Origin of the sequence: Kribbella sp. (genome assembly GCF_035687465.1) — a bacterium.
Lineage (GTDB): Bacteria > Actinomycetota > Actinomycetes > Propionibacteriales > Kribbellaceae > Kribbella.
In genome coordinates this window covers 1-21,248 of record NZ_DASRXP010000169.1, presented here as the reverse complement: position 1 = coordinate 21,248, position 21,248 = coordinate 1, and the positions used below count along the sequence as shown (strand labels likewise).

20 protein-coding genes and 2 pseudogenes are annotated in these 21,248 nt (G+C 68.2%); 16 read left to right on the top strand and 6 right to left on the bottom strand.

The window, feature by feature from the left end:
- From VFG33_RS08780 to VFG33_RS08750, 7 genes and pseudogenes are all read left to right on the top strand, one after another.
- A pseudogene (locus tag VFG33_RS08780) lies at positions 1-301 on the top strand (potassium-transporting ATPase subunit B); the annotation flags it as partial.
- A gap of 75 nt (positions 302-376) precedes the next feature.
- Positions 377-1,024, top strand: coding sequence for a K(+)-transporting ATPase subunit C (gene kdpC, locus VFG33_RS08775; RefSeq protein ID WP_325024300.1), 648 nt, complete (start codon positions 377-379; stop codon positions 1,022-1,024).
- A 58-nt stretch (positions 1,025-1,082) separates the two neighbouring features.
- Positions 1,083-3,623, top strand: a complete 2,541-nt coding sequence (locus VFG33_RS08770) for a sensor histidine kinase (RefSeq protein ID WP_414672936.1) — start codon at positions 1,083-1,085, stop codon at positions 3,621-3,623.
- Positions 3,620-4,297 carry a response regulator gene (locus VFG33_RS08765; protein WP_325024296.1) on the top strand — a complete coding sequence of 226 codons (678 nt, stop codon included), beginning with the start codon at positions 3,620-3,622 and terminating at the stop codon, positions 4,295-4,297. Before VFG33_RS08770 ends, VFG33_RS08765 begins: the two co-directional genes overlap by 4 nt.
- 8 nt (positions 4,298-4,305) lie before the next feature.
- Positions 4,306-5,322 (top strand): magnesium/cobalt transporter CorA, encoded by a 1,017-nt coding sequence (corA, locus tag VFG33_RS08760; protein WP_325024295.1) that lies wholly within the window; start codon positions 4,306-4,308, stop codon positions 5,320-5,322.
- An 85-nt stretch (positions 5,323-5,407) separates the two neighbouring features.
- Complete coding sequence (locus tag VFG33_RS08755; RefSeq protein ID WP_325024293.1) at positions 5,408-6,259, top strand: hypothetical protein; 852 nt, start codon at positions 5,408-5,410, stop codon at positions 6,257-6,259.
- 71 nt (positions 6,260-6,330) lie between these two features.
- Positions 6,331-7,563: an SGNH/GDSL hydrolase family protein gene (locus VFG33_RS08750; protein ID WP_325024291.1), complete on the top strand. Its 1,233-nt coding sequence runs from the start codon at positions 6,331-6,333 to the stop codon at positions 7,561-7,563.
- Here the strand turns inward: VFG33_RS08750 and VFG33_RS08745 are convergent.
- Entirely contained in the window at positions 7,560-8,981 is a 1,422-nt protein-coding gene (locus VFG33_RS08745) for an aromatic amino acid ammonia-lyase (protein ID WP_325024289.1), read from the bottom strand. The two genes, VFG33_RS08750 and VFG33_RS08745, sit on opposite strands and share 4 nt — an antisense overlap.
- A 211-nt stretch (positions 8,982-9,192) precedes the next feature.
- On the bottom strand, positions 9,193-9,438 hold the full coding sequence (locus VFG33_RS08740; protein WP_325024287.1) for a type B 50S ribosomal protein L31: 246 nt from the start codon (positions 9,436-9,438) through the stop codon (positions 9,193-9,195).
- Between the two features lie 241 nt (positions 9,439-9,679).
- Here VFG33_RS08740 and rpmG point away from each other — a divergent pair, with 241 nt between their 5' ends.
- Together rpmG and rpsN are read left to right on the top strand one after the other, a co-directional pair.
- A complete protein-coding gene (rpmG, locus tag VFG33_RS08735; RefSeq protein WP_325024285.1) occupies positions 9,680-9,847 on the top strand; it encodes a 50S ribosomal protein L33 in 168 nt (55 codons plus the stop codon).
- Between the two features lie 2 nt (positions 9,848-9,849).
- A complete protein-coding gene (gene rpsN, locus VFG33_RS08730) occupies positions 9,850-10,155 on the top strand; it encodes a 30S ribosomal protein S14 (RefSeq protein ID WP_325024282.1) in 306 nt (101 codons plus the stop codon).
- A 58-nt stretch (positions 10,156-10,213) separates the two neighbouring features.
- On the opposite strand, the gene VFG33_RS41230 is transcribed toward rpsN, so the two are convergent.
- The 4 genes and pseudogenes from VFG33_RS41230 to VFG33_RS08715 form a co-directional block, all read right to left on the bottom strand.
- Positions 10,214-10,432: a carboxylesterase family protein gene (locus tag VFG33_RS41230; RefSeq protein ID WP_414672935.1), complete on the bottom strand. Its 219-nt coding sequence runs from the start codon at positions 10,430-10,432 to the stop codon at positions 10,214-10,216.
- 151 nt (positions 10,433-10,583) lie between these two features.
- A pseudogene (locus VFG33_RS08725) lies at positions 10,584-11,772 on the bottom strand (carboxylesterase/lipase family protein); the annotation flags it as partial.
- Positions 11,773-11,914: 142 nt separating this feature from the next.
- Positions 11,915-12,673, bottom strand: coding sequence for an IclR family transcriptional regulator (locus VFG33_RS08720; protein WP_325024281.1), 759 nt, complete (start codon positions 12,671-12,673; stop codon positions 11,915-11,917).
- Positions 12,674-12,747: 74 nt separating this feature from the next.
- Entirely contained in the window at positions 12,748-13,641 is an 894-nt protein-coding gene (locus VFG33_RS08715) for a GNAT family N-acetyltransferase (protein WP_325024279.1), read from the bottom strand.
- Positions 13,642-13,796: 155 nt separating this feature from the next.
- On the opposite strand from VFG33_RS08715, the gene hutH reads away from it, so the two are divergent.
- From hutH to VFG33_RS08680, 7 genes are all read left to right on the top strand, one after another.
- Complete coding sequence (hutH, locus tag VFG33_RS08710; protein ID WP_325024277.1) at positions 13,797-15,341, top strand: histidine ammonia-lyase; 1,545 nt, start codon at positions 13,797-13,799, stop codon at positions 15,339-15,341.
- Positions 15,342-15,356: 15 nt separating this feature from the next.
- Entirely contained in the window at positions 15,357-17,012 is a 1,656-nt protein-coding gene (gene hutU / locus VFG33_RS08705; protein ID WP_325024276.1) for a urocanate hydratase, read from the top strand.
- A 138-nt stretch (positions 17,013-17,150) separates the two neighbouring features.
- Positions 17,151-18,149: an ABC transporter ATP-binding protein gene (locus tag VFG33_RS08700; RefSeq protein ID WP_325024274.1), complete on the top strand. Its 999-nt coding sequence runs from the start codon at positions 17,151-17,153 to the stop codon at positions 18,147-18,149.
- Positions 18,146-18,799 (top strand): ABC transporter permease, encoded by a 654-nt coding sequence (locus tag VFG33_RS08695; RefSeq protein ID WP_325024272.1) that lies wholly within the window; start codon positions 18,146-18,148, stop codon positions 18,797-18,799. The genes VFG33_RS08700 and VFG33_RS08695 overlap by 4 nt, the downstream gene beginning before the upstream one ends.
- Before the next feature lies 1 nt (position 18,800).
- Complete coding sequence (locus tag VFG33_RS08690) at positions 18,801-19,520, top strand: ABC transporter permease (RefSeq protein WP_325024270.1); 720 nt, start codon at positions 18,801-18,803, stop codon at positions 19,518-19,520.
- Positions 19,521-19,539: 19 nt separating this feature from the next.
- Positions 19,540-20,469, top strand: coding sequence for an ABC transporter substrate-binding protein (locus VFG33_RS08685; protein WP_325024268.1), 930 nt, complete (start codon positions 19,540-19,542; stop codon positions 20,467-20,469).
- A 2-nt stretch (positions 20,470-20,471) separates the two neighbouring features.
- The coding region (locus tag VFG33_RS08680) for a M20/M25/M40 family metallo-hydrolase (RefSeq protein WP_325024266.1) at positions 20,472-21,248 on the top strand (777 nt) is incomplete at its 3' end.

The window sequence follows — 21,248 nt, the reverse complement described above, 5'->3', positions numbered from 1 at the left end:
CGCGAAGTACTTCGCGATCCTGCCGGCACTGTTCGCGGCCGCCTACCCGGGGCTGGACAAGCTGAACATCATGCAACTGCACTCCCCGCAGTCGGCGATCCTGTCCGCGGTCATCTTCAACGCGCTGGTGATCGTCGCACTGGTCCCACTCGCGCTCCGCGGTGTGCAGTACAAGCCGTCCTCGGCGTCGGCGATGCTGCGCCGCAACCTGCTGATCTACGGCGTCGGTGGCCTCATCAGCCCCTTCATCGGCATCAAACTCATCGACCTGCTGGTCTCGCTCATCCCCGGCATCGGCTGAGGGTGAGGGTGATGACGGCGATGATGCTGACGGCAACTATCAAACTCAGGGCAATGGTCAAGAAAGGCAACGGCAATGGCTAGCAGACTCCCCGGCTCCGTTCGGCAGTTCGGGGTGGCGATCCGGGCGATGGTGGTGTTCACCATCGGTCTGGGCATCCTCTACCCGCTGGTGATGACCGGAGCGTCCCAGGTGCTGTTCCACGACAACGCGAACGGCTCGATGGTCCAGGTGAACGGCAAGGAGGTGGCGTCGGACCTGATCGGTCAGGCCTACACCCAGCAGGCCGTCAAGGACGGCAAGCCAGAGGTAGACGCCGCCGGCGATCCCGTGATGGTCGCGAACCCCCTGTGGTTCCAGACCCGGCCGTCGGCAGTTGACTACGACGGCGCCGGCAGCGCGGCCTCGCAGTACGGGCCGAACAACCCCGACCTGCTCGCCCTGATCGACGAGCGACGGAAGGCCGTCGCGGCGCTCGAGGGCGTCCAGCCGTCCCAGGTCCCGCCAGACGCGGTGACCGCGAGCGGTAGTGGTCTGGACCCGCACATCAGCCCGGCGTACGCCGCGCTGCAGGTCAACCGGGTCGCTCGCGAGCGGGGAATCGACGTCGCCAAGGTGCAGCAGTTGGTCAAGGACAGCACCGACGGCAGGACGCTCGGATTCCTCGGCGAACCGCGGGTGAACGTGGTCACGCTCAATAACGCTCTGGCCGCGCTGAGCTGATCAGGCTGGACTGAGAGAGCATGGGGGTATGAACAACGGTGGTCGCGGGTATCTGCGGATCTATCTCGGCGCCGCGCCTGGCGTCGGCAAGACCTACAAGATGCTTGACGAGGCGCGGCGGCGGCGTGCGCGCGGTACGGATGTAGTGGTCGGCTTCGTCGAGACTCACGGACGGGCGCAGACCGCCGCCATGCTGGAAGACCTGGAAGTGCTTCCGCGCAAGATCATCGACTACCGCGGCGCCAGCTTCACCGAGATGGACCTCGACGCCGTCAGGGCCCGGCGGCCCGAGGTGGTGCTGGTCGACGAGCTTGCCCACAGCAACGTCCCGGGCAGCAAGAACGCCAAGCGCTGGGAGGACATCGACGAACTGCTGACCGCGGGGATCAACGTGATCTCGACGGTGAACATCCAGCACCTCGAGTCGATCAACGACGTGGTCGAGAAGATCACCGGCGTTCCCCAGCGGGAGACGGTGCCGGACCGGGTGGTCCGGTCGGCGAACCAGATCGAGCTGGTGGACATGGCCCCGGAGGCGCTCCGCCGTCGGATGGCGCACGGCAATGTTTATGCCGCGGACAAGGTCGATGCTGCCCTGGGCAACTATTTCCGGGTCGGCAACCTGTCCGCGCTCCGGGAGCTCGCGCTGTTGTGGCTGGCCGATCGCGTCGATGCGGGTTTGCAGCAGTACCGCTCGCAACACGACATCGAGTCCACCTGGGAAGCGCGGGAGCGAGTCGTTGTCGCGGTGACGGGCGGGCCCGAGGGCGAGACCCTGATCCGGCGGGCGGCCCGGATCGCCGCCCGCTCCTCCGGCGGGGATCTGCTCGCCGTACACATCACCCGTTCGGACGGATTGACCGGTGCGGATCCGAAGCGGCTAGCTGAGCAACGGGCCTTGGTCGAAAGCCTGGGCGGTACGTATCACCAGGTCGTCGGTGACGACATTCCGGCCGCCCTGCTGTCGTTCGCCCGCGCTGAGAACGCCACCCAGTTGGTGCTCGGCGGCAGCCGCCGCAACTGGCTGTCGGCCCTGTTCACCGGGCCGGGGATCGGCGCGACCTCGATCCGGGACGCCGGCGACATCGATGTTCACCTCGTCACCCACTCCGAGATGGGGCGCGGCCGCTTGCCGCGGCTGCACGGCAGCCTGTCCCGGCAGCGGATCGTCTACGGTTTCGTGCTCGCTGTGCTGCTGCCGCCGCTGCTCGCGGTGCTGCTCGGGCTGGGTGGCGACACGCTGAACCTGACCAGCAACATGCTCGCCTTCCTCTTCGCGGTCGTGGTGGTGGCCCTGGTCGGCGGCCTCTGGCCCGCGATGTTGTCGGCGATCGCCGGTACGGCAGTGCTGAACTACTTCTTCACCCCACCGACGCGGACCTTCAGCATTGCCGAACCAAACAACGCCCTGGCCCTGGGCATCTTCATCGGTGTCGCCGCGCTGGTGTCCTCGGTGGTCGACCGCGCGGCGCGGCGTACCAGGCAGGCCGCCCGGGCGGCGGCGGAGTCCGAAACCCTGGCGACGTTGGCCGGCACGGTTCTTCGCGGCGAGACGGCCTTGCCGGCGCTGCTGGAGCGCGTGCGCGAGGCCTTCGGGATGACCGGAGCCTGCCTGATGGAGCGGGTCGACTCCGACGAGCTGAACGAGGTCTGGCGTCCGGTTGCCTCGGTCGGTACGAACACCTGCCGCCGGCCGGAGGAAGGCGATGCCGAGATCCCAGCCCGGGACGACCTCGTGCTGGTCCTGCAGGGCCGCTCCCTCGCGGCCGACGAACGCCGCCTGGTCGGCGCCTTCGCCGCCCACGCCGCAGCCCTGGTCGACCGCACCCGCCTCAGCGAAGCAGCCGCCGAAGCCAAACCCCTGGCAGAGGCCGACAAACTCCGTACTGCGCTCCTCCGCGCGGTCGGCCACGATCTTCGAACCCCCCTGGCGTCGGCGAAAGCCTCAGTGACGAGCCTGCGGAGTTCCGATGTCGACTGGACCCCTGCGGAACGCGACGAGCTCCTCGAGACGGCAGACGAGTCGCTCGACCGGCTGACGCGGCTGGTGGACAACCTGCTCGACCTCAGTCGCCTCCAGGCCGGCGTACTGCCGATCTTCACCAGGCCGACCACCTTCGACGAGATCCTCCCTGGGATTCTCAGCGAGCTCGGTACCGCGGCGAGGTCGGTCACCATGGATGTGCCGGACACGTTGCCGCTGATCGAGGCCGATCCGGCCCTGCTGGAGCGGGTGATCGCGAACCTACTGGCCAATGCGCTCCGGCACTCACCTGATGGCAAGCCCCCGCTGCTGACCGGCAGTTCGCTGGGTGACTTCGTCGAGATCCGGGTGATCGACCGCGGGCCGGGGATCCCGGCCTCCGACCGGGACCGGGTGTTCGCACCCTTCCAGCGGCTCGGTGACACGGACAACACCACCGGGGTCGGTCTCGGCCTGGCGCTGGCCCGTGGCCTGACCGAGGCGATGCAGGGCACGCTGCAGCCCGAGGACACGCCCGGTGGCGGTCTCACCATGGTCGTGTCAATGCCCTCCGCAACAATGAGACCGGCCGAGGCCCCGGTACCGGGCCGGCTGGAGCGGGAGGGGAACGGATGACCAGGGTGCTGGTGGTCGACGACGAGCCGCAGATCGTGCGGGCACTACAGATCAACCTGAAGGCCAGGCGGTACGAGGTGCACGTGGCCGGCAGCGGTACGGCGGCGCTCAAGGTGGCGGCGCAGCACCCCCCGGACCTGGTGATTCTCGACCTGGGGCTGCCGGACTTCGACGGTGTCGAGGTGATCCGGGGGCTGCGCGGCTGGACCGAGGCGCCGATCCTGGTGCTGTCCGGGCGGACCGACAGTACGGACAAGGTGGAGGCGCTGGACGCGGGCGCGGACGACTTCGTGACCAAGCCCTTCGGGATCGACGAGTTGCTGGCCCGGATGCGGGCGGTGCTGCGCCGGAGCAACCTCGGCGAGGACCAGCCGGTGGTCACCGTCGGCGGGGCGCGGGTGGATCTGTCGGCGAAGCGAGTAACACTGGACAGTGGTGAGGACGTTCGGCTGACCCCGACCGAGTGGCACCTGCTGGAGGTGCTGATCCGGCACCCCGGCAAGTTGTTGTCACAGCGGCAGTTGCTGACCGAGGTGTGGGGGCCGGGCTACGAGAACGCCGGCGGCAACCTGCGCTTCTACATGGGCCAGCTCCGCCGCAAGCTCGAGGCCGATCCGGCGCGTCCCGTCCATCTGCTCACCGAACCCGGCATGGGCTACCGCTTCGAGCCGTAGGAGGCACTGTGGCGATCATCGCCAACGCGGTCTATGTCGACGGGCACCGGGTCACCGAGCCGGCCACCCTGGAGGAGACCTACGAGCAGGTCCGCCGGCTGCACGGGATGGCGTGGATCGGGCTCTACTGTCCGGACCCGGCGGAGTTGCAGTCGGTTGCCGACGAGTTCGGCTTCCATCAGCTCGCCGTGGACGACACCCTCTCCGCCCACCAGCGCCCCAAGCTCGAACACTACGACGACGTGCTCTTCACCGTGCTGCGCTCTGCCAGCTACCGCGACGACCTCGAACGGGTCGAGTTCGGGGAGGTCCACATCTACAGCGGCAAGGATTTCGTCGTCACGGTGCGGCAGTCGGAAACGCCCGATCTCGGTGCGGTCCGTCGGCGGATGGAGTCGTCGCCCGAGCTGCTGAAGCTCGGCTGCGAGGCGGTGCTGTACGCCATCCTCGATCAGGTGGTCGACGAGTACCAGCCGGTGATCGCGGGCCTGCAGGGTGACATCGACGAGATCGAGGACCAGGTCTTCAACGGTGATCCCGAGGTGTCGCGGCGGATCTACGAACTGCTCCGCGAGGTGGTGAAGTTCATGCGTGCCGCGCAGCCGTTGCCCGCGATGCTGGTCGAGCTGCGTGCCTGGTATGAGAAGAAGGGCACCGCGCTGGAACTGCAGCGGAATCTCCGGGACGTGGCGGATCACGTCGAGCGCGTGGTCGACATGGCGAACGGCTTCAAGGTCCTGCTGATCAACCTGATCGGCATCAACGGCACCCTGGTCGCCCAACGGCAGAACGACGAGACCCAGCACCTGTCCGAGCTCAGCCTCCGCCAGAACGAGGAGGTCAAGCGAATCTCCGGCTGGGCGGCGATCCTGTTCGCCCCGACCCTGGTCGGCACGATCTACGGCATGAACTTCACCCACATGCCAGAACTCCACTGGAAGGTCGGCTACCCGTACGCCCTGGTCCTGATGCTCCTGGTAAGCCTCTGCCTCTGGGTCGTCTTCAAGAAAAAGGGCTGGCTCTAGCCACGGCTACTGAGGGCGGGACTGAGTCGGGATGGTGTCCGATTCGTTCAAGACGAGGCGGCTGTCGATAGGCCAGGGTAGAGGCATGGACATCTTCAAAGCTGGTCGTGAGTTCGTACGCCGGGAGGGACGGCTGGTGGAACGCCGGCTGTTCGCCACGCTCTTCGAGGGCGCCGATCCCGCCGGGGTCGTCGACACGTTGCGCGGCTATCAGAACCCCGACGGTGGTTTCGGGCATGGGCTGGAGCCGGACAAGCGGTGTCCGGACAGCATCCCGCTCGACGTCGAGACGGCGTTCGACGTGCTGCTGGCCGCCGGTGCCCGCGATGACGAGATGGTACGGCGGGCGTGCGACTGGCTGCAGTCGATCGCCACACCCGAAGGAGCCGTTTCGCTCGGGCTTCCCGTGGTGGAGCAGTATCCGAGGGCCGAGCATTGGGGTGAGTGGACCTACCAGCCGGGCCTCAACCCCACCGCCGGACTCGTCGGCCGGCTGATCGAACTCGGGATCGACCATCCGTGGCGCGACCAGGCCGCCGCGTGGTGCGCCGGAGAACTCGAGAACGGCTTCCCCGAGGACGCGCACGCGATGCACGAGTCGATGATCTTCCTGGAGCACCAGCCGGACGTCGAGCTCGCCAAGGTGAAGGAGTGGCTGCCCAAGTTGGCGTACTACCGGGCCGCGGCCGACGACCCGTCGTACGGGGTGACGCCCTTGCACTTCGCGCCGACTCCGGACAGCGTCTGGCGGCCGTTGTTCGACGACCAGCAGATCGAGGGACACCTGGATCGGCTGATCGCGGACCAGCAGGAGGACGGCGGCTGGGCCATCACCTGGGAGCCACCCGGGGCCGCCGCCACGCTCGAGTACCGCGGAATCGTGACGGTGGGGGCCCTCCGAACCCTGAAGGCCTACGACCGGCTGCCGCTGAGCTGACCCCGCGCTCGACACGGCGAAGAACGCCGGACAGGTGTGAAACAATCGGCCGGTGAGGAGGCCGACGACCTGTGCTGCTCGCTGACACCTGGTTGCAGTCGCTGTTCACCGCGATCGCGACCGTCGCCGCTTCCCTCCCCGCTGGTGCCCCCGTGGCTCCCGCGCAGGTGGTGCAGGCCGAAGGCTGGGTCGGCAGCTGGGCCGTCGCCGTCACCGAGGCCGGGGCTTCCGGAGTGGCGGCCGCCGGGGTCGCCGACACGACCGTCCGCCAGGTCGCCCATCTGTCCGTCGGTGGTCGGTCGGTTCGGCTGCGGTTGTCGAACCGCTTCGGCAACCGCCCGCTCGTGGTGGGCCGGACCACGGTCGCTCCCCGCAAGGACGGAGCCGCCGGTACGCCGAACCTCGAGTTGCTCCAGCTGATCCCGGTCACGTTCGGCGGCCGGGGTTCGATCACGATCCCGGTCGGCGGTGAGGCCGTGTCCGACCCGGTCGACACGGCCGTCGCCGAGGACAGCGATCTGGTGATCAGTACGTACTTCCCGGGCCCGACCGGTCCGTTGACCCAGCACCCGGCCGGGTATGCGACCGCCTTCGCTGCCCGTGGCGACCAGACCGGCGCCGGCGGAGCGCCGTACCGGAAGATCAGTGGGATGGCGCGCTTCGTCGTCGACGAGGTGGACGTGCAGGCGAATGCCCGGGGCTCGGTCGTGCTGTTCGGCGACTCGATCACGGATGGCGCGTCGTCGCCGATCGACGGGAACCTGCGCTATCCCGACCAGCTGGCCGACCTGCTGACGCTTCAGCGGTACGGCGCTCTCAACGCGGGGATCGGCGGCAACAAGCTGCTCGCGAACGGCGGCACGGCCGGGGAGGCGGCGATCGGCCGGTTCGAGCGGGACGTGATCCGGCGGACCGGCGTACGCAGCGTGGTCATTCTCGAAGGCATCAACGACATCCGCGGCAGCCGTGGCTCCATCTCGGCGACGGCGCTGATCAACGCGCATCGCCAGCTGATCGCCCGCGCTCATGAGGCGGGATTGAAGGCGTACGGCGCGACGCTCACGCCGTACTGGGGTTACCCGCTCTACACCGTCGGCGGTGAGGTCGCGCGCCAGGCGCTGAACCACTGGATCCGTACGTCGGGGGAGTATGACGGGGTCATCGACCTCGAGCAGGCGATCCGCGATCCGAACCAGCCGCTGCGGATCCTGCCTGCCTACGACAGCGGGGACCACCTGCACCCGAACGCCCGCGGCTTCACCGCGATGGCCCGCTCCTTCAACCTCGAGCTCTTCACCAGCTAGCCGGCCTCTGCGGGATGCTCGACCTGGCGGTCGCCCCACTGGGTGAGGAGGCCCCGGGCGATCTCCAGATCGTCGCGCAGTGAGCGGTCCCTCAGCTCACCGGGCAGCGCGGCGAGCGCATCACTCAACCAAGGACCCACCGCTGCGGGCGCCAGTTGCTCCGGCTCCAGGCCGGCGAGCCTGATCGCCCGAACCGCTGTTACCAGCTCACACGACAGCACGCCGCGCAGGGCATCCAGCAACTGCGCTGTCAGTACTGCGGCTTGCGGGGCGAAGCTGGCGTGGTGTTCGGCACCACGCGAAAGAGTCGCCGTACCGAGGGTCGCGGGCTGCGCCGTCGACCGGACCGACGCGAGCGCGTCGTGCGCGACGTACTCGATCATCATTACGCCTGAGCTGGCCTCGGCGCCGCTCGCAAGGAACCGGCTGAGGCCGGTGAAGTCGGGGTCGACCAGGTTCGCGACTCTGGACGTGGACAGCGTGGCGACGCTGTGGAGACTCAGTCGGAGCGAATCCAGTGCCAACGCGATCGGCATCGCGTGCCAGTTGCCGTTGTGCAGAACGGTGTCCCCGGCGACCAAGGGGTTCTCCGCCGAAGCGTTGATGTCGATCTGCACTGTGTTGCCCAAGGCATCGATATGGTCCACCGCCGGCCCGAGCACCTGCGCGAACGCCCTGAGTCCGAACGGATCCTGCACCCGCGCCGGCGGAAGAGGCAGTCCGTCGAGCAGACCACGCATCCGGCGTGCCACTCGCACCTGCCCCGGTTGGGGGCGGGCCTCGTGCACCCGCGCGTCGTACACCTCGGCGTTGCCGCGCAGCGCGACATGCGAAAGCGCGCCGACCAACGGCACCACATTGATCAGCGTGGCTGCCTCGACGTAGGCCAGGCAGCATTCGGCCAGCGTGATCGCGTTGCTCGACAACAGCGGCAGTGCGCTCGTGCCGTCGATGACGTCACCCAGCGCCAGGCCGAGCTCGGCCAACGGCCCGAGGTCGCCGGTCCCGATCGCACCACCGCGATGCAACTCGGGCAACTCGTCGTCGTTGAGCAAGCTGACGATCGCGTCGGCCACCGCGGGCTCGAGTCCGGAGCCTCCGGCAGCGAGCTGGTTGACCCGGATCAGCAGCCCGAGCCGGACAACATCCTTCGGGTACGCCGCTGTCCCGGTCGTCGAGTGGGACGCCAGCAACCGGGCCCCGTGCTCCGGATCCCCGGTCAGCACATCCCGGTTGGCCCCGACCCCGGTGGTCCGCCCGTAGACCGGCTGCCGCTTGGCGACCTCGACCACGGCCGCCGCCGAATCCGCCATCCGCTTCCGCGCGGTCTTCCCCAACCGCACCGCCGTCCGCCGCTGACCCAGCGCGACGGCGGTCAAGGGCGTCAACCCAGCCCCGGAAATCTCCACCGGCTCCACCACCCCAGTCTGGGACCACGCCGGCCAAGTCGCGCAGTACCGACCCGCCCTTCCCGTCTCGAATCCGAGACACCAGCGTCGATGCCGCGCTCTTCGCCCGCTACCGGTCTAGAGGCCGCTATCGGCCGAACAACCTGCTAGCGATGTCGCCCGGAAACGCCGACGGCCCGCCGATCACGAGGATCGACGGGCCGTTCGGAGGTTTGACGGTTTACTTCTGGCCGTAGCGCTTCTTGAACTTCTCGACCCGGCCCTGGGTGTCCATCACGCGCTGCTGACCCGTGTAGAACGGGTGGCTGGCGGACGAGATCTCGACGTCGACGACCGGGTAGGTGTTCCCGTCGTGCCACTCGATGGTCTCGTTGCTCTCGCGGGTGGAGCCGGTCAGGAAGCTGAAGTTGCCGGACTTGTCCCGGAAGACGACCCGGCGGTAGTCGGGGTGGATGTCCTTCTTCATGCAGCCGTACTTCCTTCCAGATAAGGGGCGAACGGGTCGGTCAGTTGGCTGTCCCACTCGTCCGTACGAAGAGCACAACCATCCAGGCGCCGCCGTCATTCCCCGAGGTCCAGATCTCCCTTATTGAAAATGATTCCCAACTCAGCGTACACTGCGTCCGACGGGAATAGACGGTCGTCCGGCCGGCGTTCTCCGTAACGAGTCAATCGGCGCCCGACGGCGCCTGGAAGGAAAGGGTCTGATGGCCAAGCGCAACGACGTTCGCCCGATCATCAAGCTGCGGAGCACCGCGGGCACCGGGTTCACCTATGTCACCCGGAAGAACCGGCGCAACGACCCCGACCGGCTGATCATGCGGAAGTACGACCCGAAGGTCCGCCAGCACGTCGACTTCCGCGAAGAGCGGTAGTCGTGGCGAAGACCAGCAAGATCGCCAAGAACGAGCAGCGCAAGAAGACGGTCGCTTTGTACGCCGAGCGCCGCGCTGAGCTGAAGCGGATCATCGCTGATCCCACCAGTTCGTTCGAGGCGCTCGGCGAGGCGCAACTCAAACTGCAGAAACTGCCGCGCGACGCGAGCCCGATCCGGGTCCGCAACCGCGACGTAGCCGACGGACGCCCGCGTGGATACCTCCGCAAGGCGGGCATCTCCCGCGTGCGCTTCCGCACGATGGCCCACCGCGGCGAACTCCCAGGAATCACCAAGTCGTCCTGGTAGTCACCCCAGTACTACGGCCCTGCCGGGATCAGGTGGTCCCAGCAGGGCCGCGTTCTGTCTACAGGGTGGCCCAGAAGGCGAGTCGGTGGTCGGTGAAGAAGTTGGTCCGGGTGACTCCGCCCGGGTTCAGCGACTGCACTGTCAGGTCACCGGGCGTGGCCCGCGGCCAGTACTTCGCTCCCGGGATGTTCGGGTTCCCGGTCCTGGCGAAGGCGCTCCACCGGGCGATCACCTCGTCTGCGAGACGCTGCTGATCCGGGTTGAGCGGCTGGAACATGTTCAGGTCGAACAGGTAGGCCAGGTCGCTCATGTGATGCGAACCAACGGGCCAAGCCGGGCTCCGACAGCCCGGCGTACCAGGGGGCCTTGCCGGCGAACTCGAAGGAGTACGTCGGCATCCGCGCTGACAGCAGCAGGTTGGACTTGGCCGCGGGCCAGGACCACTGGGCGTCGGTGAGTACGGTCGAGAGCGCCAGTCCGGCCGGCTTGACGTCGGCATAGCGGGCGAGCACCCGGTCGGCGTCCTCCCCGAAGGTCTGGTTGATGGCGGCCTCGTACTCGTCGTCGGTGATCGGCACGCCCGTTGCCGCCTCCTGAGCCCCGTACTGGCCGTGCGCCTCGTCATGGTTGACGCCGTGCAGCACTGGCACCCGGTTGACCCGGCCGGCGAGCAACGCCTTCGCCGGATGGATCGGCAGCACCGGACCGCCTAGTACCGGCCCGAACTCGGTCGCAGCAGTCGCTGCGAGGAGGCGCTCCACCGACACGTTCCGAAGACAGGCGGCGGTCGTGCAACCCAGCGAAGCGGCCAGTTCGCGGCCGTACTGCTCAGCCGTCGCCCGCGGACGCGGCGCCGCATAGTTGGTCTGGGAGTACTCCTGTGAGCACGGGCCGCTTTGGATGATCGCGCGCTGGAACAGCCCGGCCGCGGTCGGCGAGGCGAGGTGGTCGCAGACGCTGTACGCCCCGGCCGATTCACCCATGATCGTGACGTTACGAGGGTCGCCGCCGAAGGCAGCCGCGTTCCGTTGGACCCAGCGCATCGCGGCTTGCTGGTCCTCGAGACCGAAGTTCCCTGATCCTCTGCCGAGCAGCGGACTCGCCAGGAAGCCGAAGGCGCCGAGCCGGTACTGCACCTCAACCACCACCACGTCGCCCTTGGCAGCGAACCGGTCTGGCGGGTACAGGCTCGTGGCGCCGTGCGCGAAGCTGCCGCCATGGATCCACACCACCACTGGACGGTTCTGCCCGGTCTGCTTCGGCGTGGTCACATCCAGCGTGAGGCAGTCCTCGCTCGCGCTGGCCACGCCGACCGGGGTGTTCCCCCTGCGCACAGCTGTCGCCGTACTGCGTGGCGTCGCGCACCCCGGCCCACGCGCTGGCCGGCTGCGGAGACCGCCATCGCCGGTCGCCGGCCGGAGGAGCGGCGTACGGGATGGCACGGAAGGTTCGCGTTTCCTCGCCGACAAGACCTCGTACCAGGCCCCGATCAGTCCGTACTACGTCGTCGGTGCCTGGTGTGGTCGCGGTGGCGGTGGAGGTGGTTGCGGTGGAGATGAGGGCGGTGGAGACGCCGACGGCGAGCAGCGTCGCGAGAGTCCTTGAGCGGAATGACATTTGGCAGCCTTCCAGGGGAGCGGTTGTGTCTCGATCCTGGAAGATCGGGCTTGGTCGGGCACGGGGGTGAGATCCCCTGTCGTGGTGGACCCAGCACCACTGAGTGCGAAGGCGGGCGGTCGCTTGCTACGACGACGGCGTACTAGCCGCGGAGGCGGCGGGTCAGGGCGTCGGCGGCTTGTCTGATGCGGCGGGCCAGGATGAAGCGTTCGGCGGGTGGGATCGCGTCCGTACGGAAGGTGACGCTGATCGCGGCGACGGGATGGCCGGCGTGATCCACGGCCGCGCTCGCGACCGACGTGAAGCCCGAGGTGACGTGGGAATCCTCCATCGCATACCCCTGGCGTCGCTCGTCCGCGAGTAGCCGGCGGAGTTGGCTGAGGGTCTGCGGCCCGCGGTCGGTGCGGCGTACGAAGCTCTCTGGTGACGGGAACAACGCGCGGACCTGCGCTGCGGGTAGTTCCGCGAGGAGAGCGCGCCCGGAGGCCGTCAGGGTTGCGGGCAGGCGGACGCCGACGTCCGTGACCAGGGTGACCGGTCTGGGGGGCTGTTCTTTCAGCAGGTAGACGAGTTCGCGGCCGTGCAGGACCCCGAGGTGTGCGGTCTGGCCGATCTCGGCGACCAGCTGGGCCAGCAGCGGCCGGGCCAGTCGCTCGAGCGGATCGTGTCTCAGATAGGCGGAGCCGATCTCGAACGCGGCGACGCCGAGGCCGTACCGCTTCTCCTCCGGCAGGTGCACCACGAAGCCCTCGCTGATCATTGCCTTCAGCAAGTGATAGGTCGAGGAGCGCGGCAGGCCCACCGCGGAGGCGATGCGCTCCATCGGTACCGGTCCGGGCTGGGTGGCCAGGAAGGTCAGGACCCGCAGAGTTCGGGTCGAGGCGGGAACGTTGCCGCTCACAACAGTGAGACTAGCGGCCCCGTCTCAGATTCCGGACGATTGACCGTCCCGGGCGCGGCTGCGCCGCCTCCAGCTCAGACAGACCGCGTTGCGGTCCAGGCGGAGGCCGCCTTCTGGTAGCCGAGCCAGCGGTTCACCGCGAGCATCGGCTGGTTGTCGGCGTCGTTCCCGGTGAAGGCGTCGGTGAACCCCGCGTCCCGGGCCCGGGACAGCGCGTGGGACTTCACCACCTTCGCCAGCCCTCGCCCGCGGTATGCCGGGATCGTGCCGGTCAGGTTGGACCAGATCACCTTGCGCTCGGGGTCCGCCGCGGTGGTCACGAAGGAGACGAGCTGATCCTGGTCCAGTAGGGCGATGCTCAGGTCCCGCCGCAGATCCGGGTGGTTCCAGTCGGACACGACCCATTCCTCGTACTCCGGTGCGTCCGACAGGCCACTGGGATCCCCAGCGACGACGGCGGCCGTGGCTGCCCAGACGGCGCGCGGATCCAGTTCTTCGAACGTGGTCAGGCGGAGGTCGTCCGGAACGGTCGCCGGTGCGGGGAGTTCCGCGAGGTCGGCGCGGGCGTGGCTCAACTCCCGCCCGATCGTGAACCCGCGGCGGGTAGCGAACTCCTTGGACTGCCCGCTCTCGTCGACCACGGTCAGGAGGCGAGCGGCACCGGCTGCCACGGCCCGGTCGACGATCGCCGTGGCCAGCGCGCTGCCGATACCCCGGCCCCGGTGTGCCGGCACCACGTGGACGCTGAGCCGCACCTGCGGCTCGTGCTCGTCCGCGGCCGGCAGATAGACGTTGCCATAGCCAACAACCGAGCCGTCCTCGACCGCCACGAGCACGACCCGGCTCGTCCTGGTTCGCAACTCGGCCTCGAGCCCCGCCGCCGTCTTCACCAGATGCGGCGACGCCACGGCCCAAACCCCCGCGATCCCCGCCACATCCCCAACCCCCGCCACCCGAACCTCAAACATCCCCCGACCCTAGGCGCCAAGCGGGTCGCCCACCACCGATAAAAACTGTCTCCTTTGCTCTTCGGTGGGGACCTCTAGGCGGAGTGTCTCGGGTTTGAGACGGGAAGTGGGGTGGGGTGGTAGTGGGGGTTGGTGGGGCGCGGTGCAATGGGCGGGTGGATACAGACGAGGTTGTGGTCGGCGTCGGGGCTCTGACGGCTGCTGAGGTCGTCGCGGTCGCCCGGTACGGCGCGCGGGTGCGGATCGACGAGCAGTCGCTCGAGGAGATCGCGAAGTCCCGGGCAGCGATCGAGGCGCTGGCGCACGCGGAGACGCCGCACTACGGCGTGTCGACCGGGTTCGGAGCCCTGGCGACGCGGCACATCGCACCCGAGCTGAGGGCGCAGTTGCAGCGGAGCCTGATCAGATCGCACGCGGCCGGCTCCGGCCCCGAGGTCGAGACCGAGGTGGTCAGGGCACTCGTCCTGCTCCGCCTGTCGACACTGGCAACCGGTCGGACCGGGGTGAAGGTCGACACCGCTCAGGCGTACGCCGGCCTGCTCAACGCGCGACTGACTCCGGTCGTGCACGAGTACGGCAGCCTCGGCTGCTCCGGCGACCTGGCTCCCTTGTCCCATGTCGCGCTCGCGGTGATGGGTGAAGGCAAGGTCCGCGACACCGACGGCAACCTCCGAGACGCCGGTGAAGCGCTCGAAGCCCACGGGTTGAAGCCGGTCGTGCTCGCCGAGAAGGAAGGCCTCGCGCTGATCAACGGCACCGACGGCATGCTCGGCATGCTGGTGCTCGCGCTGGCCGACCTGGATCGCCTGCTCAAGACCGCGGACATCGCCGCCGCCATGAGTGTGGAAGGGCAACTCGGCACGGACCGCGTGTTCGCCGAGGATCTCCAGGCGCTCCGCCCGCACCCGGGGCAGGGCTCAGCCGCCGCCAACCTGCGCGTAGTACTGGCTGACAGTGGGATTGTCGCGAGTCATCGTGGGCCGGACTGCAATCGGGTCCAGGATGCCTATTCGCTGAGGTGTTCGCCTCAGGTGCACGGGGCCGCTCGGGATACTTGCTCGCACGCGGCGACTGTCGCGGGACGTGAGTTGGCCGCCGCGATCGACAACCCGGTCGTCATGCCTGACGGACGCGTCGAGTCCAACGGCAACTTCCACGGCGCCCCCGTCGGCTATGTGCTGGACTTCCTCGCCATTGCCGTGGCGGATGTGGCCAGCATCAGCGAACGGCGTACGGACCGGTTCCTCGATGTCGCGCGCAACCACGGGCTGAACGCGTTCCTGGCTGACGATCCCGGAGTCGACAGCGGGCACATGATCGCGCAGTACACGCAGGCCGCGATCGTTTCCGAGTTGAAGCGACTCGCAGTACCGGCGAGTGTGGATTCCATCCCGAGCAGCGCGATGCAGGAGGATCACGTCTCGATGGGCTGGTCCGCGGCGCGCAAGCTGCGCAAGTCGATCGACGGCCTGCAACGGGTGCTGGCTGTGGAGATCCTCACTGCGGCGCGTGCGCTCGACATGCGTGCACCGCTTGAGCCTTCGCCCGCCACGGCCGCAGTACGGGCCAAGCTGCGTGAGCACGTCGAAGGGCCGGGGACCGATCGTCACCTGGCGCCCGAGATCGAACACTCCGTCCGGCTGGTTGCTGATGGCACCTACTTGTCCGCTGTCGAGGCCGTCACCGGCCCCCTCTCCTGAAAGGCTGGATCACACATGTCCGGACCCCGTCCCGTTCGCGCACCTCGCGGTACCACCCTCACCGCCCAGGGCTGGCCGCAGGAGGCCGCGCTGCGGATGCTGCAGAACAACCTCGACCCCGAGGTGGCCGAGCACCCTGACGAGCTGGTCGTGTACGGCGGCTCGGGCAAGGCGGCTCGCGACTGGAACTCGTTCGACGCGATGGTCAGAACCCTGACCACGTTGAAGAACGACGAGACCATGCTGGTGCAGTCGGGCAAGCCGGTCGGGGTGATGCAGACGCACGAGTGGGCGCCGCGGGTGCTGATCGCGAACTCGAACCTGGTCGGCGACTGGGCCACCTGGGAGGAGTTCCGCAAGCTCGAGGCGATGGGGCTGACGATGTACGGCCAGATGACGGCCGGCTCGTGGATCTACATCGGGACCCAGGGCATCCTGCAGGGGACGTACGAGACGTTCGCGGCGGTGGCGGCCAAGAAGTTCAACGGGACGCTCGCGGGCACGATCACCTTGACCGCCGGACTCGGCGGCATGGGTGGTGCGCAGCCGCTCGCGGTGACCATGAACGACGGTGTGGCGATCTGCATCGACGTCGACTCCAGCCGGATCGACCGGCGGATCGAGCACCGCTACCTCGACGTACGGGCGTCCTCGGTGGACGACGCGCTGCGGCTGGCTGAGGAGGCGAAGGCTGCTCGCAAGCCCTTGTCGATCGGTGTCCTGGGCAACGCTGCGCTGATCGTGCCGGACCTGCTGGAGCGGGGCGCGCCGATCGACATCGTGACCGACCAGACCTCGGCGCACGACCCGCTGATGTACCTGCCGGTGGGCGTGGACTTCGACGACTGGACCACCGCGCGGGAGAAGGATCCGGCCGGGTTCACCCTGCGCGCACAGGAGTCGATGGCGCGGCACGTGGAGGCGATGGTCGGGTTCCAGGATGCGGGTGCCGAGGTCTTCGACTACGGGAACTCCATTCGCGACGAGGCTCGCAAGGCGGGCTACAACCGCGCCTTCGACTTCCCGGGCTTCGTGCCGGCCTATATCCGGCCGTTGTTCTGTGAGGGCAAGGGGCCGTTCCGCTGGGCGGCGCTGTCGGGTGATCCCGCCGACATCGCCAAGACGGACCAGGCGATCCTCGAACTGTTCCCGGACAACGAACACCTCACCCGGTGGATCAAGATGGCCGGCGAGCGGGTCGCGTTCCAGGGGCTGCCGGCAAGGATCTGCTGGCTCGGCCAGGGCGAACGGGACAAGGCCGGGCTGCGGTTCAACGACATGGTGGCCTCCGGTGAGCTGGCGGCGCCGCTCGTGATCGGGCGGGACCACCTCGACACCGGCAGCGTCGCTTCGCCGTACCGGGAGACCGAAGCGATGCTGGACGGCTCGGACGCGATCGCGGACTGGCCGTTGCTGAACGCGATGGTGAACGTGGCCAGCGGTGCCTCCTGGGTGTCGATCCACCACGGCGGCGGCGTCGGGATGGGCCGGTCGATCCATGCCGGCCAGGTTTCCGTTGCCGATGGCACCGATCTGGCCCGGCAGAAGCTGGAACGCGTACTGACCAACGACCCGGCGATGGGCGTGATCCGGCACGTGGACGCCGGCTACGACACCGCCGCCGAGGTCGCGACCGAACAAGGAGTCAGGATCCCGATGCAGGAGAACTGACTCCGGAGTGCAACCAAGGCAATCCCTAGCGCTAAGGTGCACTTTCCCGCGGAGCGAGATTTGGCCTGATGACGTGGCACCGGGCCCTCGTTCCCCTAGGATCGTTCGGGCGATCTCCGACGAGCGCGAAGGGGCGCCATGATCGAGTTCGAAGACGTCACCAAGCGGTATCCGGACGGCACCGTCGCCGTCGACTCCCTGTCGCTACGGATCCCGAGCAACGAGATCACCGTGTTCGTCGGGCCCTCGGGCTGCGGCAAGACGACCTCGTTGCGGATGATCAACCGCACGATCGAGCGCACCGGTGGGCGCATCTCGATCGACGGCGAGGACATCAACGACAAGGATCCGGTGACACTGCGCCGCGGGATCGGGTACGTGATCCAGCACGCCGGGCTGTTCCCGCACAAGACGGTGGTGGACAACGTCGCCACCGTGCCGCGGCTGCTCGGCTGGGACAAGAAGCGGACCCGCGGGGTGGCGATGGAGCTGCTCGAGCGGGTCGGTCTTGATCTCAAGCTGGCCGAGCGGTACCCGGCCCAGCTATCTGGTGGCCAACAGCAACGAGTCGGCGTGGCCCGTGCACTGGCAGCGGATCCCCTGATCATGTTGATGGACGAGCCCTTCAGCGCGGTCGACCCGATCGTCCGGCACCAACTGCAGGAGGAGTTGCTCCGGCTGCAGCGCGACATCGGCAAGACCATCGTGTTCGTCACGCACGACATCGACGAGGCGATCAAGCTCGGCGACAACGTTGCCGTACTGCGGGTCGGCGGCAAGCTGGCCCAGTTCGCACCGCCGGCCGAGCTGCTCGCGGATCCGGCCGACGAGTTCGTCGAGAGCTTCATCGGCCAGGACCGCGGGTACCGCGCGCTCACCTTCATCAAGGCGGACGATCTGCCGCTCGCGCCGGTGCCGCCGGAACTCTCGCTGGCCGACGACGGTCAGCCGGTCGGGTGGAAGAACGGTAGCGGCATCGATGCTCTGGGTGCTGTCTTCCAGCGTGGCGACTCCCTGCGCGCGGCGATGGACGCAGTACTGACGTCTCCGACCGGGCAGGGTGTCTGCGTCGACGAGGCGGGCAAGGCGATCGGCGTGATCGACTACACCGCGCTGGCTGGGGTGCTGAGGCCGTGACCTGGGTCGGTGACAACAGCGCGATGATCTGGGACCAGTTGCGCGAGCACCTCTACCTGGCGCTCGTGCCGATGGTGCTGGGCCTGCTGATCTCGATCCCGCTCGGCTACGTGGCGACGCGGTACAGCTGGTTGGCCAACCCGCTGGTCGCGCTCGGCGGGGTGCTCTACTCGCTGCCCTCGATCGCGCTGTTCATCGTGCTGCCGGCGATCATCGGCACCCAGGTGCTGTCGTCCGCGAACATCATCATCGCGCTGACCATCTACGCGGTGTCCCTGCTGATCCGCAATGTGATCGACGGACTTCGCTCCGTGCCCGAGGACGTGCTGCAGGCCGCAGTGTCGGTGGGCTATGGAACCCTGCGGAGGGTGGTGACCATCGATCTTCCCATCGCCGTCCCGGTGATCTTCGCCGGGCTGCGGGTGGTCACGGTCGCGAACATCTCGATGGTGAGCGTCGGCGCGATCATCGGCATCGGCGGGCTCGGCGAGCTGTTCACGCTCGGCTTCCAGCAGGACTTCCTCACCCCGATCGTGGTTGGTGTGGTGCTCTCCCTGGCCCTGGCGCTGCTCGCCGACGTGTTGCTCGTCGGCCTGCAGCGGCTGCTCACCCCGTGGGCCCGGGTCAACTCACCGGTGAAGGCGGCCTGACATGCTGCAGGGATTTCTCGACTTCATCAGTGACTCGGCGAACTGGTCCGGTGCCGAGGGCATCGGCAACCGGATCCTGCAGCACCTGGCCTATACGTTCCTGTCGCTCGGCATCGCGACCGTGATCGCGTTGCCGGTCGGCCTGCTGATCGGTCACACCCGGCGCGGGGCGTTCCTGGCGATCAACACCGCCAACGCCGCGCGCGCTCTGCCGACGCTGGGCCTGCTCACGCTGATCGTGTTGCTGATCGGCATCGGGCGGCTGCCGGTGATCATCGCCCTGGTGGTGCTGGGCATCCCACCGATCCTGGCCTCGACGTACGCCGGGGTGTCGGGAGTGGACCGGCCCACCATCGACGCGGCCCGGGGGATGGGCATGACCGGCCGGGAGATCCTCACCAAGGTGGAGATCCCGATCGCGCTGCCCCTGATCATCTCGGGTCTCCGCAGCGCCACCTTGCAAATCGTCTCCACTGCGACCGTCGCCGCGTACGTCGCGCTCGGCGGGCTCGGGCGGTACGTGATCGACGGACTGAGTCTGCGGGACTTCCCGCAGATGCTGACCGGCGCCGTGCTCGTCGCAGTACTGGCGATCCTGCTCGATCTCGCCTTCGCCGGGATCGGGCGCTATGCCGTGTCGGCCGGTCTGACCGGGCGGCTGCGGCGCGGTACCGACACCAAGACCACCACTGCCCCGGCAACGGCCGAGGCGTCGCTTTAACGGACTCCTGGAGGATCCCGTGTTCAGAAGAACCTTCATCCGCAGCGCCATCGCCGCGACGGCGGTCCTCGCCCTCGCGGCCTGCGGGGACGGGGGCGATCCACTGGCCGGCGACAACGACGCCGGCGGCTCGGCCCCTGACAAGGTCGACTCGCTGACGGTCGGCTCGGCCAACTTCGCCGAGAGTCAGTTGCTCGCCGAGATCTACGCCCAGGCGCTGGAGGCCAAGGGCATCAAGGTGAACCGCAAGCTCAACATCGGCGCCCGCGAGCTCTACATGGCCGCGATCCAGGACAAGTCGGTCGACCTGCTGCCGGAGTACACCGGGGCCACCCTGGTCTACTTCAAGAAGGACGCGACCGAGAACGAGGCCGAGGCCGTCTACAAGGCGATCCCAGGGGTGCTGCCGGCCGGCCTCGAGGTGCTGGACAAGTCGGCGGCGGCCGACGAGGACGCGATCGTGGTGACGCAGGAGACCGCGACGAAGTACTCGCTGAAGTCGATCGGCGACCTGAAGGCGGTCGGCAACGAACTGGTCGCGGGCGGCGGGCCCGAGTTCAAGACCCGGACCGCCGGTCTGGCCGGGATGAAGGACAAGTACGGCGTCGAGTTCAAGGAGTTCAAGACGCTGGACGCCGGTGGTCCGCTGAGCCTGAAGGCGCTGAAGGACAACACCATCCAGGTGACCCAGTTCTTCACCACCCAGTCGGCGATCAAGGACAACAACCTGGTCGTCCTGGAGGACCCCGAGCACATCCACCTGCCGAACAACATCGTTCCGCTGATCAGGACCGACCACAAGAGCCCTGAGGTGGCGAGCACGCTGAACGCGGTGCAGGCCAAGCTGACCACCGATGGGCTGACCGACCTGGTCAAGCGGATCGAGGTCGGCAAGGAGAGTGCGGACGCGGTCGCCAAGGACTGGCTGTCGAAGACCCCACTGTCCTGATCTTGACCGAGTCCTTCGAACAGATGTGGGCGGCGCTGGCCGCCGTCGGCAAGGACCCCTCGACCGGGGGATACCGCCGCGGCGGCTGGACGCCGACCGAGCGGGAGGCCACGCACTGGTTCACCGACCAGTGCACCTCCCGCGGCCTAACCCTGGAATCCGACGGCCTAGGCAACCTGGTCGCCTGGTGGAACCCGATCACCGGATCGCCCGCGCTGGATCGCGCTGGATCGGCTGGCAGGGTTCCCTCTGTACCGGGGGTGGTGACGGGGAGCCACCTGGACTCGGTGATTGACGGGGGCGCTTTCGACGGGCCGCTGGGCGTGGTGTCGGCGTTGGCTGCTGTTGATCGGTTGCGGGCTGAGGGGTTCTCGCCTTCGGTGCCGATCGGGGTTGGCGCGTTTGTCGAGGAGGAAGGCTCGCGGTTCGGGATGCCTTGTCTTGGATCGCGCGTTGCCGCGGGTGTGTTGTCTGCCGACAAGGCTTTGGCTTTGCAGGACAGGGCCGGCGTGACGCTGGCCGAGGCGCTTGAGGTTGCCGGTGCAGACCCGGCTGGTGTGGGCCCGTCGCCGTTGCTCGACCGGATGGGCGCATTCGTGGAGCTCCATGTCGAGCAGGGACGGGCGTTGACCTCACCTGTCGGCGTGGCCTCTTCGATCTGGCCGCACGGGCGGTTCCGTTTCACCTTCCGCGGTGAGGCGAACCACGCCGGCACGACGTTGATGGAAGACCGGCACGACCCGATGCTGACGTATGCGATGACTGCCCTCGCGGCGAAC

Bases quoted from the DNA above. Each gene is read 5' to 3' on its own strand.
- VFG33_RS08715 (WP_325024279.1), bottom strand. From the start codon at position 13,641: ATGTTTGAGGTTCGGGTGGCGGGGGTTGGGGATGTGGCGGGGATCGCG.
- VFG33_RS08690 (WP_325024270.1), top strand. From the start codon at position 18,801: ATGCTGCAGGGATTTCTCGACTTCATCAGTGACTCGGCGAACTGGTCC.
- VFG33_RS08765 (WP_325024296.1), top strand. From the start codon at position 3,620: ATGACCAGGGTGCTGGTGGTCGACGACGAGCCGCAGATCGTGCGGGCA.
- rpmG (WP_325024285.1), top strand. From the start codon at position 9,680: ATGGCCAAGCGCAACGACGTTCGCCCGATCATCAAGCTGCGGAGCACC.
- VFG33_RS41230 (WP_414672935.1), bottom strand. From the start codon at position 10,432: ATGTTCCAGCCGCTCAACCCGGATCAGCAGCGTCTCGCAGACGAGGTG.
- VFG33_RS08740 (WP_325024287.1), bottom strand. From the start codon at position 9,438: ATGAAGAAGGACATCCACCCCGACTACCGCCGGGTCGTCTTCCGGGAC.
- kdpC (WP_325024300.1), top strand. From the start codon at position 377: ATGGCTAGCAGACTCCCCGGCTCCGTTCGGCAGTTCGGGGTGGCGATC.
- VFG33_RS08700 (WP_325024274.1), top strand. From the start codon at position 17,151: ATGATCGAGTTCGAAGACGTCACCAAGCGGTATCCGGACGGCACCGTC.
- VFG33_RS08755 (WP_325024293.1), top strand. From the start codon at position 5,408: ATGGACATCTTCAAAGCTGGTCGTGAGTTCGTACGCCGGGAGGGACGG.
- hutU (WP_325024276.1), top strand. From the start codon at position 15,357: ATGTCCGGACCCCGTCCCGTTCGCGCACCTCGCGGTACCACCCTCACC.